Source organism: Microcoleus sp. FACHB-SPT15, assembly GCF_014849525.1.
Lineage (GTDB): Bacteria > Cyanobacteriota > Cyanobacteriia > Cyanobacteriales > Coleofasciculaceae > Symplocastrum > Symplocastrum torsivum.
In genome coordinates, this window is record NZ_JACJNU010000044.1 from 123,449 (window position 1) to 136,488 (window position 13,040).

At 46.4% G+C, this 13,040-nt stretch carries 9 protein-coding genes; 2 read left to right on the forward strand and 7 right to left on the reverse strand.

The features are described from left to right. Positions 1 to 358: 358 nt before the first annotated feature. Both H6F98_RS14945 and H6F98_RS14950 read right to left on the reverse strand, forming a co-directional pair. Positions 359 to 2,743, reverse strand: coding sequence for a cation-translocating P-type ATPase (locus H6F98_RS14945; RefSeq protein ID WP_192219491.1), 2,385 nt, complete (start codon positions 2,741 to 2,743; stop codon positions 359 to 361). Between the two features lie 206 nt (positions 2,744 to 2,949). After that, positions 2,950 to 4,551: a CPBP family intramembrane glutamic endopeptidase gene (locus H6F98_RS14950; protein WP_192219492.1), complete on the reverse strand. Its 1,602-nt coding sequence runs from the start codon at positions 4,549 to 4,551 to the stop codon at positions 2,950 to 2,952. A 391-nt stretch (positions 4,552 to 4,942) separates the two neighbouring features. On the opposite strand from H6F98_RS14950, the gene H6F98_RS14955 reads away from it, so the two are divergent. Together H6F98_RS14955 and H6F98_RS14960 are read left to right on the forward strand one after the other, a co-directional pair. Further along, a complete protein-coding gene (locus H6F98_RS14955) occupies positions 4,943 to 6,397 on the forward strand; it encodes a PepSY domain-containing protein (RefSeq protein WP_192219493.1) in 1,455 nt (484 codons plus the stop codon). A 232-nt stretch (positions 6,398 to 6,629) separates the two neighbouring features. Next, entirely contained in the window at positions 6,630 to 7,976 is a 1,347-nt protein-coding gene (locus H6F98_RS14960; RefSeq protein ID WP_192219494.1) for a histidine phosphatase family protein, read from the forward strand. Between the two features lie 274 nt (positions 7,977 to 8,250). Here the strand turns inward: H6F98_RS14960 and H6F98_RS14965 are convergent, their stop codons facing one another. From H6F98_RS14965 to H6F98_RS14985, 5 genes are all read right to left on the reverse strand, one after another. After that, positions 8,251 to 9,126 carry a manganese catalase family protein gene (locus H6F98_RS14965; protein WP_192219495.1) on the reverse strand — a complete coding sequence of 292 codons (876 nt, stop codon included), beginning with the start codon at positions 9,124 to 9,126 and terminating at the stop codon, positions 8,251 to 8,253. A gap of 357 nt (positions 9,127 to 9,483) precedes the next feature. After that, complete coding sequence (locus H6F98_RS14970) at positions 9,484 to 10,131, reverse strand: hypothetical protein (RefSeq protein WP_242058540.1); 648 nt, start codon at positions 10,129 to 10,131, stop codon at positions 9,484 to 9,486. Positions 10,132 to 10,556: 425 nt separating this feature from the next. Continuing rightward, a complete protein-coding gene (locus H6F98_RS14975; protein WP_192219496.1) occupies positions 10,557 to 11,009 on the reverse strand; it encodes a hypothetical protein in 453 nt (150 codons plus the stop codon). 166 nt (positions 11,010 to 11,175) lie between these two features. After that, positions 11,176 to 11,883, reverse strand: coding sequence for an SRPBCC family protein (locus tag H6F98_RS14980; RefSeq protein WP_192219497.1), 708 nt, complete (start codon positions 11,881 to 11,883; stop codon positions 11,176 to 11,178). Between the two features lie 212 nt (positions 11,884 to 12,095). Further along, positions 12,096 to 12,971: an SDR family NAD(P)-dependent oxidoreductase gene (locus H6F98_RS14985; protein WP_192219498.1), complete on the reverse strand. Its 876-nt coding sequence runs from the start codon at positions 12,969 to 12,971 to the stop codon at positions 12,096 to 12,098. Between the last annotated feature and the right edge of the window lie 69 nt (positions 12,972 to 13,040).

Below are 13,040 nucleotides of genomic sequence, written 5' to 3' on the forward strand. Positions count from 1 at the left end.
CGCTCTTGCTTACTCACATTGGCACGCTTCTCAACCAGCTTCCCTTAACTTTTAGGAAAATTACCCTGATTGCCGACCCTCAACCGGGTGACCCCTCAGTCTATCATCATAAACATTTGTAGAGCCGAGCGATATGCTCCATTCGTTAGAAGTTCTTGGAATCTGAAGAGGGACAAAAATGTCTGGTTACCCTGACTGGTGCCTAGCTTTAAGAATTTTCCACCATCTATTGTGACATATTGAGTTGGGCTGTCAGTAGTACAGGATTGGGTTTTGAGACAATTAGCAACTTAATACTCCTGACTAGCATTAGGGAAGGGAACATCATTGGTCGTTTCACCAGTCACCAAAATTTTACTTAAGCTTTGAAGGTACGACGTAGTAAAAGCGAATTTGTTACGACACTAACAGAACTGAAAGCCATTAGCGCCCCAGCCGCAGCAGGACTGAGGATAAAACCAAAGCTAGGTAAAAGCACACCACAGGCAGCGGGAATTCCTAGGGTATTGTAAGCAAATGCCCAAAAAAGATTCTGTCGGATTTTGTTGAATGTAGCCAAGGAAAGGGCAATTGACTCAACGACATCCAGTAAGCGATCCCGCATGAGAATAATTCCTGCCGTCTCCATTGCCACATCAGTACTGGCGTGCAGAGAAATACCGACATCGGCTTGTGCCAATGCCGGAGCATCATTAATGCCATCCCCTACCATTGCAACATGGTGTCCCTCAGCTTGCAACTGAGCGATCGCATTTGCCTTGCCATCAGGACGAACCCCAGCAATCACATCCTCTGGCGCAATCGAGAGTTGTTGAGCGATTGCCCTAGCTGGGTTAGGTTGGTCACCTGTCAGCATCATGACCTTTAATCCCAATGCTTTGAGCCGTTCAACAGTCTCTTTAGCATCTGATCGAATGACATCTGCCACAGCAAGCACTCCCAAGAGAATCCCATCCGCCGCCACATAAACCACTGTTTTTCCAGCTTCTGCCAACGCCTGAACCTCAGTTTGAGCGTTCTCACTAAGCGCCACACCTTGCCGACACAACCACTCAGCATTACCCAGTAACACCCGTTGATTTTCCACCCATGCTGATATTCCTAACCCAGGTTCGGTGTAAAAATCTTGAGCTGCCAAAATCGGTAGCTGCTGCTGCTGGGCTTCGGTACAAATTGCCAAAGCAAGAGGATGGGAAGTGCCACTCTCGGCAGAAGCGGCAAGTTGTAGGAGTTTTTTAGCGGTAGTCCCCTCCGATACCCCTTGAGCCAATTCTCGAAGCGGTACGCAATCCGTAACAGTGGGGTGCCCACTGGTGAGCGTACCTGTTTTGTCAAAAACCACTGTATCGAGTTGATGAACTCGTTCTAAAACATCCCCACCTTTGATTAACAACCCACGTTCTGCACCAATGCTAGTACCGACGAGAATTGCTGTTGGTGTTGCCAAACCAAGGGCACAGGGACAGGCGATTACCAAAACTGCGATCGCAAGTTTCAAGCTCAAGACTAACGGAGACGGCGACATGGGCATCATATGACCCATCGCGTCAGTCATTGGTGACAAGATATCTGGCCAGATTTTTGTCCCGGCAAGGTACCAGAACAGGAAAGTGAAGGAGGCGATTCCCAAAACGCCATAAGTAAAGTATCCAGCCACTGTATCGGCTAACTGCTGGATTGGTGCCTTCCGAGTTTGGGCATCCTCAACTAGAGCAACTATCTGAGCTAGTGTTGTCTCCGAACCTGTCCGAGTTGCCTTGAGTGCAATCACACCCGACTGATTCAACGTACCCGCCGTCACCGTGTCTCCAGGTTGCTTCAACACGGGTATTGATTCCCCCGTCAGCATCGACTCATCGACTGACGACTGCCCCGCCATCACTTCCCCATCTACGGGTACCTTTTCCCCTGGCAAAACTCGCAACCACTCCCCAACACGCACTTGCTCAACAGGAATTTCAATTCCTGGCTGTTCTGTTGTTGCCGATTTCCCAATCAAACGGGCAACCTGCGGCTGTAGTGCCAACAAGGACTCAAAGGCTGTTGAGGCTTGCCGCCTTGCCCGTTGTTCCAATGTACGACCCAAGAGAATGAAACCCAATAACATCACGGGTTCCTCAAAGAAGCATTCCCATCCCAGTTGCGGAAAAAGCAAGGCAATACAGCTAGTTGTGTAAGCCGTTAGTGTTCCTAAGGCAACTAACGTATTCATATTCGGGGCTTGATGCCACAACCCACGCCAACCATCCACCAAAATCGGACGTCCCGGCAAGAGCAACGCTAAGGTTGCCAGTCCCCAGTGAAACCAGATATTGCTGATTACAGGCAGCATCGGCGCACCGAGCCAATGACCGATATGCCCTAAGGTTGATAGAAGAATCAGGATGCCAGCAATTATCAAGCGTTGGACTTGTTCACGGCTTTCTTGTTCACGCCTTTGGGCTGGTGTCAGAGTATTTTGTAGAGCTAATGCGTCGTTGCCCTTGGCAGAACGGGGTTGAGAGGGAAAGCCTTTAGACGTCAATTCCATCGCTAGTGCCGCCGGGTCAACGGTTGCCGCATCACACTCTACAACAGCAACCTCCGTCACCAGATTAACGCGGGCAGAGATTACGCCGGGATGACCAGTCAGTTGCCGTTCTACAACACTGACGCAGCCCGCACATTTCATCCCTGTGACATCTAAGGCAATCATCTCTCTCGGTGAGTCTTTGGTTTGGGCAATATCTGAAGAAACTTGCATGAGAATAGCCAATAACTCTGCTAAAGCTTGTGATGCCTCAACGCCTAAGCGCAAGAAGTACCTATAATTCTGAGCTTAGGCGAAATTTTGCACTGTCAACTCCATAGTATTAAGTTTTTTAAATATTCAAGGGTTTGGCAGATTTTGAAATCGGACGGGATGCCTAGGAAAACGGGCTTCACAAAATGATCAAGTTGTAAAGCGGTTCAATTGGAGCCACTACCTAAGACGAATAAGCTTAAGAGAGTGCCAGCATTCCAAAGCCCGTGGAGGAGCATGGAAGCTAGGAGATTACGCGATCGCGAATATACGATTCCCAACACCATGCCCAATGTCGCCAAGGGGAGGACTTCCGAAAGGCTGAGGTGGGCGATCGCAAACAGCAAACTACTTGCCAGAATTGCACCCCAAACAGGTACATAACGAGTCAATGAGGGTAACAAAAAGCCCCGGAAGATAATCTCCTCGAATATGGGTGCAGCGACGCAGGCTGTCAAGAAAAATATTAAGAGGGCAACATTATCTCGCCCTTCCAGCGCTAGAGGCAGAATCGGGTTGCTTCCTCCCTGTCCATTCCACAGCCGTTGGTTAATTAGTGACACCAAAATGACCAAAGGCAATGCGACCAGATACCCTCCCAATCCCCAGAGAATCCAGTTACTGCGGAACTTAAAGCGAAACCAATCCTCTGGTACTGGTAAAAAAGGTTTGATCGAAAGGTACATAACTAGCAAGCCACCTGTTGCCATTAAGAGGTAGCTCACCAACACATAAAACGCCTTCATCCGTACCGTGAAACCAACAGGGTTTACGCCCAAAACACTGAACAGGATCGGTAGTGCCAATTGACCGATGAAGAAAAAGCCAAAAATCAGTACTTGCCAGATAATTTCCCAATCCCAAGGTGTCTCCCAAGCGACATCAGCATTGGTTGCCAAAAGCGATCGCTCACCTCGAAACAGTCGCTGACTTAACAAAAACAGCAAAAGAATCAGACCCAATAGACCACCAAAGCCTGGTATTCCGCCAATTACTCCTAATTTCAAAATTGCCTGTTCAGCTATCTTTTGTTCTTCGGTTTGCAGCGAGGCTAGAGCATCCTGACGTTGCTGCAATTGGTACAGCTTAGTTAAAGCACGATAGCGGAACCAGCTATCTAAGTTTTTTTGAATTTGTGACTCGGCATCGGGTAGCAGGCGCGGTGGTTCACTCCATAAACCTGTTAGTACCTGCGCTGTTTGGATTAAAGACTCTTGTGTCTGTTGCTCAGTAAATTTACTCCACGTTTGGAGGGCAGCGTCTGTTTTTCCTTGTTGGGATTGCAGAATACCAAGGCGTAAATCTAGCTCATCAATCAGTTGTCCTACTTGAGATAATGACATTTCCCATTGCTGCCGCTGTTGGGAGGAGCCAGGAGTATCCGCAACCGGAGCAACTTGTAGCTGTGGTTTGGCAGCATCCTCGGCTACCGCTACTTCGTTGGTTGAGAGTTTTTGGAGTTTAGCAACGATTTTCGATTGCGCTTCCTGAGCAGATTCACGCGCTTCTTGATACTGGTTTTGTGCCGTTTTAAGTGGGTTCGTACCGATTAAGGTGTTACGGGCACTTGTCAAATCTGGGTTTGACTCTGAGGGTGTTGCTGGATCGGCATTTGGCTGCCACTCGCTCGCATGGAGCAGCAGATTCGTTTGGTAAAGTTCCAGCCGACTTTGAATCTGAGGTTGACCCCAGCTTTCTACCAAGGACAGGCTGACTTTGGCGATCGCAAAAATCGTCAGTACAACCAAAATCAACCGCTTAATAGTCATTTTTTGTTACACAACTTGCGCTAATTACGTCTGTAGCAAGAGTTTCAGCTTCAGATTAACTTTATCTCGAATGCATCTGAATACACAGCACAATAAGAGACTACGGTTTCAAATTTTAAGGCATCTTAGCGCCGTGTCACGATTAAGGCTTTGGAACAATAGTTTCAACTAAGCGACACTCATTCCAGAAATGGTTCGAGAAGTTTGACAGCTTGTCTTTTGACATCCGTTTTCCTTTGACTGACATTAATTTCTGCACCCATGGCTCAACCAGTGATGGCAAAACAGTGCAGAGCTTTAGCTTACCTGGTATAGATAGCTTCAATCTGTTGCTCAATACCTCCCACTGTTTGAGTCAAGTACAGAGCAACAGGAGATAATACCCTCATCTATGGCATCTACATCTAACTCGTTAGTTGAAGTTCCCTCAGTTTTAGAGTCCCCCACCAATCGCTTCTATCGCACTATCTGGCGCTGGCACTTCTATGCAGGATTATTTGTCATTCCCTTTATGTTAATCCTCGCAACGACAGGCATCATTTATCTCTTCAAGCCTCAGTTAGATGCCCTAATGTATCATCATCAGATGTTTGTGCAACCTACAGGTGTGATGCAGCCATATACCCAACAACTGGAAGCTGCCCAATCTGCCTTTCCTGATGCAAAAGTCTCTAAATTCGCTCCTAATGTTGCGCCGAATCGCAGTGCTGAAGTGACATTAATGACATCTGATGAACGTACTTTAACAGTCTTTGTGAACCCTTACACAGATGAAGTATTAGGCGATCGCGATGAAAACAAGAACCTCCAGAGCATTGCCCGCAAGATTCACGGTGAACTAATGATTGGCAAATTCGGTGACTATCTGGTGGAACTTGCCGCGTGTTGGGGGCTAGTGCTGTTGATTACCGGACTGTATCTTTGGCTACCACGCAATCGGTTTAAGATTTTTGGAACTCTGATACCCCGTTTGTGGAGCAAAAATAAGCGAGTATTTTGGCGGGATCTGCACGCTGTCTCTGGATTGTATGGGACTTTGCTGGTTGCCTTTCTTATTCTTACGGGGCTACCTTGGTCTGGATTTTGGGGAGAAACGTTTGCTCAAGTTTCCAGTCATTTCCCTGCACAACTATGGGATGAGGTGCCTCAGTCTCAGGTATTAACTGGTTCACTGAATCAGCATGGAGATCATGTTGTGCCGTGGGCTGTGGAGCAGTTGCCGATGCCGCTATCAGGTACTTCTGGACATGAACATCATTCAGGGCAAAGTCGTGCTAGTTCTACAGCTTTCCCTAAGGGAATTCCTCTGGGTACACCTGTTAACTTGGACTCTGTAGTTGCACTGGCACAAGCAAAAGGTGCGTTTCCCGGATTCAGCGTCAGCTTCCCACAAGGCGAGACTGGCGTATATACCGTTTCGGTGTTTCCGGACAATCCAACCCAAGAAATGACTATGCATATCGATCAGTACAGTGGAAAAGTGCTGGCTGACGTGCAGTGGCAGGATTATGGTTTAGTACCCAAGGTAGTAGAGATGGGTATTGCGATACACATGGGTAAATACTTTGGAGTGGGAAATCAAATGCTGATGCTGTTTGCCTGCTTAGTAGTTATCGTTCTGTGTGTGAGTGGAATAGTGATGTGGTGGCAACGTCGTCCGAAACAGTCTGGACGGATTGGTGCCCCGGCATTACCACCCTACGTTCAGCAGTGGAAGGTTCCGATCGCAATAATTGCTGTTTTGGGTATCGTTTTCCCTCTCGTTGGTCTTTCATTGGTGACAGTGTTGTTACTGGATTATCTCGTGTTGTCTCGTTTTCCTGCACTTAAACGTGTTTTTAGTTGAGCTGAAATTGCTGTACCAAAGACTATTTTCAATATTTGCGTGCTGTGCAAGGCTATTTGTTTTCTATGACCGCAACTACACCTTACCTAGTGAACCAAATTAGTTAGGGTTGAAGTAGGTGTCCGGTTGCACGTTACAATGACCCTGGCAATTGGAGAGACACAAAGGACGCGCTTCGCTCTTTGTGTGAAACTGGGAACTGTCCACGCACTTGGTCATGGAGGATTCAAGATTGGCTACTCGTGTTATTATCGTGCGTCACGGTCAAAGCAGCTACAACACCCTGAAGATGATTCAAGGGCGCTGTGATGAGTCAGTCTTGACCGAAAAAGGTTCTGCGGATGCCCACAAAGTTGGTGCTACTCTTGCTAGCCTCCGCTTTGATGCTGTTTACTGTAGTCCTCTACAACGGGCGAAGCAGACAGCAGAGGTTATCTTGCCGTATTTGCAAAACCCTCCAGACTTACTGGCAATAGATAACCTAATGGAAATCGATTTGCCACTTTGGGAAAAACTGACTAAGTCAGAGGTTAAGGAAAAATTTCCAGACGAATACCAGTGTTGGAAAGAGCGTCCTCACGAGTTCTCTATGGGTTACCCGAAAGAAGGTTCAAGAGAACACTTTCCGGTGCTGGCACTCTACGAACAAGCACAGCAGTTCTGGCAGGACATTCTTCCTCGCCACCAGGGAGGAACAATTTTAGTCGTAGCGCATAACGGTATCAATCGCTGCTTGATTAGTAGTGCCCTGAAGATTCCTCCCGCCCGTTATCACTCGATCCAGCAATCAAACTGTGGCATCAATGTGTTGAACTTCGCTGGCAGATGGGGCGAACTCGTACAATTAGAGTCGCTTAATCAGACATCTCACTTGGGAGATGCCCTACCGACACCGCGAGAAGGACATCAAGGATTGCGTTTATTGCTCGTGCGTCACGGCGAAACTGAGTGGAATCGTGTCTCCCGGTTCCAGGGAGGAATTGATGTCCCACTGAATGATAATGGTCGAAGCCAAGCGCAACAGGCGGCTGAGTTTCTCAAGGATGTCCCGATTGATTTTGCGATCAGTAGCCCGATGCTACGTCCCAAGGAAACGGCTGAAATTATTCTCCAATCTCACCCAACTGTTGAATTAGAACTGCAAGAGACTCTTAAGGAAATCAACCACGGGCTTTGGGAAGGGAAATTAGAGTCGGAAATCAAACAGGAGTACGCAGATTTGCTGCGTCAGTGGCAAGTTGCTCCTGAAACGGTGCAGATGCCAGAGGGAGAAAATCTTCAGCAGGTGTGGGAGCGAGCGATCGCAAGTTGGAATGCAATCATTAAATCTGCTGCCTTATCTTCTACAGAACTCAACACTGGTTTAGTGGTAGCTCACGATGCTATCAATAAGGTGATTCTTTGTCATGTTCTAGGTTTGCAAGCAGAGTCGTTTTGGTGTATCAAACAAGGCAATGGCGCTGTTACGGTGATTGACTACCCTCATGGTTTAGAAAAAGCGCCGATTTTGCAAGCCATGAACATTACTACACATCTATCTGGCGGTGTTCTGGATAAGACAGCGGCAGGTGCGTTGTAGAAGTGTTGATGCATTCATTGACGTAGGCTTGCCTAACTAGGCGATTTCCTGCTACTTCAGGACTTACGCAAATCCACCCTTGAAACACCATTTGTAGGGGCGCTCTAAGGTGCGCCCCTACCAGATATGGCCCTTGTGCGTAAGTCCTATACTTGCAACGGTTATCGTGTTTCCCTCATCTTGTAGGATACTGCTGACGGATTGGGATTCAGAACCCCAATCCGTCAAAAGTGATTTTAGATGAGGCAAAGAGTGACAGTGCGGAGTCTTCAGATTAGGCTTGACCACTGCTCTGAGGGGTTTTGCCTGTGCCATGTAAGTGTGGATGGGGCGGTGGTGGTTCTACCGCTGGTCCTTGGGGTTGAGGGTTCGCTACATACTCAAACTCGCCTTTGCCGTCCATAGAAGGACCACTTGCCCAGCGACCTTGGGCACTTTCCTCGCCCTCAGACATATTCAAGAATTGATAAGCGACCTCACGCTTCTCCAATTCCAGTGGGAAGGAACTCGGAACAGGGGTTGACTCTAAGCCTTCAGCTTCTAAATCTTCAAGTGCGGCTAACCATTGGTTTTGATGCATGGTGTCACGGGCAATTAAGAAACTCAGCGTATCTTTTACCCCTGGGTCATTTGACATCTCATACAACCGCACAGCCTGCAATCGACCTTGGGTTTCGGCATGAAGATTAGACCGGAAGTCTGCTAAGAGATTGCCACTAGCAACAATAAAGCGACCATTCCACGGGAAGCCGACACTATCACTGGTTGTTGCACCTAAACCCGCCACAATAGCGTGCTGTGGGTTCATTGCTCCCATGATGATATCGCGTGGATTGGTGCCTCCCATAACTGCACCAACCACTGCATCTTTAGCGCCTTCCTCTTGCGCGGTTACAGGAGCCTTATCCAACAACTGGGCAATCATTGTAGCGAGTATCTCAATATGCCCAATCTCCTCAGTACCGATATCGAGTAACATATCTCGGTACTTAGCAGGTCCTCGGCAATTCCAGCCCTGAAATAGGTACTGCATCGCTACAGTCATCTCGCCAAACACACCACCGATGAGTTCCTGCATACTCTTGGCATAAATTGGATCAGGCTGCTCAGGAGGAGTGAAGTACTGTAATTGCTTTTTGTGATAAAACATTTAAATTTCCTGAATTCGACTTAGCGCTCAACCGTCAAATTGATAAATTACATCTTCCAAATTGAGCGCAGTTTGACACTGAATTTTTTAGTGCCTGTTACTCTTACTAGGTAACTAAAGTAATTTTTAATGAGCATCAGCCCCTAGGAAGGCAAAAAATATTTTAGTGACTATCTTTCTAAGTATTCCTAAGGTTTATGCAAGGCAGTAAGCTTTTAGTAGAGTTGAATATTTGGCAGTTTAATGTGGCTACTTTAGGATTTTGAGTATAAGATTTAACACCAAAGCTTAACAATCATGCTCAAAGTAGAAGAGCATGATTGTTATTTCTAAATTAAATTGATTTTGCTTTTAAATCTAAAGATTTTCTTCAACTTTATTACCGCAGGTTCCAAATGAATCCCACTGGAACTCAGCTAGCAGTAGAACACTTCCTCCTGTGATGATTCCAGTTGCAAGAAACTGCCAAGCACCGCAGTAGGGTAAAATCCAGATACTGAGCAGGTGGACTAATCCTGTGAGTGTTAGAGTACGCGATCGCATTCCTACTCCAGTACAAAAGTAGCCCAAGGCAATTAACCCTAACCACAAAGGACAGAGATTCATTAACACCTCTGGCCAACCCAAGAAAATACCTAAGTCTGTAATGACAAGACCAAACAGCATTAAAAATATCCAGCTATCGAGAATCCAGCCTAATCCTTCTTCTCTTATCCAAGAGGGTGTCAAAACCACCATACCTACCGTACCGATTAGACTCAAGCTTGACCACCAAATAGCTTGAGTAGTCCAACTAATAGGAAGAAACTGAGCTGCAATGAAAATTATGGCTGAAATTACACCCCAAACAATGCAAGCTTGATCGAGTCTTGTGTAAAATGTTGATAAAAGGGTGGTATTTCCAATTTGCAAGTGAAAGCGCCAAACTCCTGGAACATCTGGAAGAGCAAAAGCACTTTCTTTACGACACAGAAGAGGAGTATTCGGATTAAAAAAAGTCATCATAGCGCTGCTGAGAATAAAAGTATTTGAAACGTTAGTGGTTTTGTTCTAAGCTCTGGTTTGGAACTCAGAACGAAAGCAATAAACTGATTTAAATTAATTTAATTATTTTTCAATAACCTATATTTGCAATCTATCGGCGTAGATAATTTAAATGCAATACTAGTCTTTCTGTAGTAATAATTTTTACGAATAAAATTACTTTTTACTCAAAAAAGTAATTTTAGATACCAAAAATATTTTCTAGAAGTATGCGATCGCATTTTACTTCTAGGGAATAGCTTGCAAACAGAAGTTAACGAATTAACTATAGCAATCCTAAACGCCAAGATTCCCGACTTATTCAAGAAGCCGGGAATCTGAGCAGCAAAAGTTTGTAGCTCAAGTAGGATTGCTATATATCAAGAAATCGCATCTTCTACAGTTCGTTATCTTCCTGGAACTGCATCCTCAACTGTGTCTTGAACATCATTCAAAAACTCTTTCGTTCCTGGGTAAATCGGTTGGTCAAGATTCAGCTTTTCTTTGATATTTTCAGCAACCCCTTCAAGTGTTCCCTTCGCATTCTTGGCAGGCTTAGTCAAAGTTTCTCCAATTTCTTTAGTGGTTTCTGAAGGCGCTTGGGGTTGCTTATTCTGCTTGAAGAGTTCATTAGCACTATTTTGAAAATTCTCTTTTCCCCTATCCTGCTCAGCCTGGAAGGGACTACTATCACTGGCTACTTGATACTGAGTCGCTTCCGGAGTCAAGGGGTCAGCTTGTGCTTGGAATGAATTGCCGTAGCCAAGAGCTGCACTAGCTAAAAAGGCTACTCCTACTAAGGAAAGCGTTAAAACTACACGAACTAAAACGTTTTGTAACCAGAAAATTACTTGATTCATTGTTAAAAACTCCAATTCTGTTTCTAAGGTTTCAGCACAACTTTGATACAGTTGTCTTTTTTGTGTTTAAACATCTCGTATCCCTGCCTCGCTTCTTCTAGCGGTAAGCGATAGGTAACGACAGCAGACAGCTTTCATTGAATCGTTCTCCTAGATGCCACTACAGCTATTTGCGTCCAGAGGGTTGACCTTCTGTTGTGGCAATCTCTCCAGCTTCCATCAGCATCTTGAAGCGACGCAAGTCATCACCAATCTGTTGTTTGGGTTCTTCTCCAAAGAGTTTTGCGAGTGTAGCGGTAACTGCCCCACCTGGGGGATTATATTCAATTACAACTTTGACTTCACTCCCACGTCCTCCTGGAGCAGGTTGAAAGCGGACAAAACCAGAGTTGTCTATATCTGCCCCTTCGACTGAAGCCCAAGCAATCAAGCGGTTCTCTTGCTCGTTGATGATTTCTGCATCCCATTCAACGCTTCCACCCATAGGTGCTGTTGCAATCCAATGCGATCGCGTTTCATTAACGACGCTCACATGCTTGAGATGCTTCATAAAATGTGGCAGATTCTCAAAGTTGCGCCAGAAGCGATAAAGCTCCTCAGGTGACTTATTGCTAATCGTCACAGACTTTTCTACCCTGATGCTGTCGTTCATACCGAGTGTGTCCTGAATGCCAGTTTTTGCAGTTGCGCCACGATAAAGTAGTCCTCCACCTGCCAAGGCAGTTAGTGCCCCTCTCAAAGAGCCTTGTCTAAGCCCTAAAAGCACAAGTGCGCCACCACTAACTAATGTTCCCCAGCGTTCAGTATCACTGACGTTGCTCGTTTCACTCGGTTTGTTCGGCTCACTGGGAACGATATCTTGTCCTGATGTCATTTCCTTTTTTCCTCAAGTAGTTCTAGGTGCCTCATTTAGCTGTTAAGAGATGAGCAGTTATTCAAGGGACTAAAACCAAAAAAGGTTTGCCTAAGAGGTAAATCTCTGGCTGCTTCTCGTGTGGAATCTCACCAACCCTTGGCTAAAATTCCATCACGGCTTTGCCCTTGTGAGCAGTCTTTTTCCTAGTCTTCAGCCCCTAGCTCTATTCACTAGCTAACTGCTTGGGTTTCTTTGTTCTTTAGCCCCTCTTTCGAGTGATCTAATCGCAGTTCACCCTGCGGTGGTTGGCGTAGTGACTCCGGTGTTTGTTGACCAACAGCACCTTTAGCAACTGTGACACCTCCATCCGCTAGCCATAGTGCCCCAGTAACGTAGCTGGCTTCGTCAGAGGCTAAGAAAGCACAGACATTTGCCATTTCCTCTGGTGTGCCCCGTCGTGCCATCGGAGTTGCCATGACTAGCATTTCCTCCATTTCGGCATCCATTGGACCTGTTTCCTTATGAGTCCAAGCGGTATCAATTGCACCTGGGCAGAAACAGTTAGCACGGACACCGTACTTGGCTTGCTCAACAGCTACACCCTTTATAAATGAATGCATCCACCCCTTCGTCCCACTGTAGGGAGAGTTTTGCGCTACACCGTTGAAACCCGCTTCTGAACCAGCCGCCACGATATTACCCTGTGTTTTTTGAAGATGGGGCAGGGCGTATTTGGTCATCAGGAAGGCGGAACGGATGTTCATCCTGATGGTTTGGTCAAAAGCATCTATGGGGTAATCCTGCGTTTCAGCCGTTACCAGGAAAACACCTGCGTTATTTACGAGAACATCTAGACGCCCGTATTGGTCAATCGCAGTTTGAACACAAGCTTGGGCGTGAGACTCTTCTGAGATATCTCCGCCATAAGCGATCGCTTCGCCACCATATTCGTTGAGTGCCTCTACCACGTCCTGAATTGGGTCATCCGGCAACCCGTTAACAACGACTTTTGCCCCTTCTTTGGCAAACTTATGAGCGATCGCTTCACCGATGCCAGTACCAGCACCCGTAACAATTGCAACCTTTCCTTCCAAGCGTCTATCCACTCTCGAAACCTCTTAAAACCAACAAGTGCTCCTTCCTTAACTCTTCCGTAATTGCTTTTATCCGCCTCT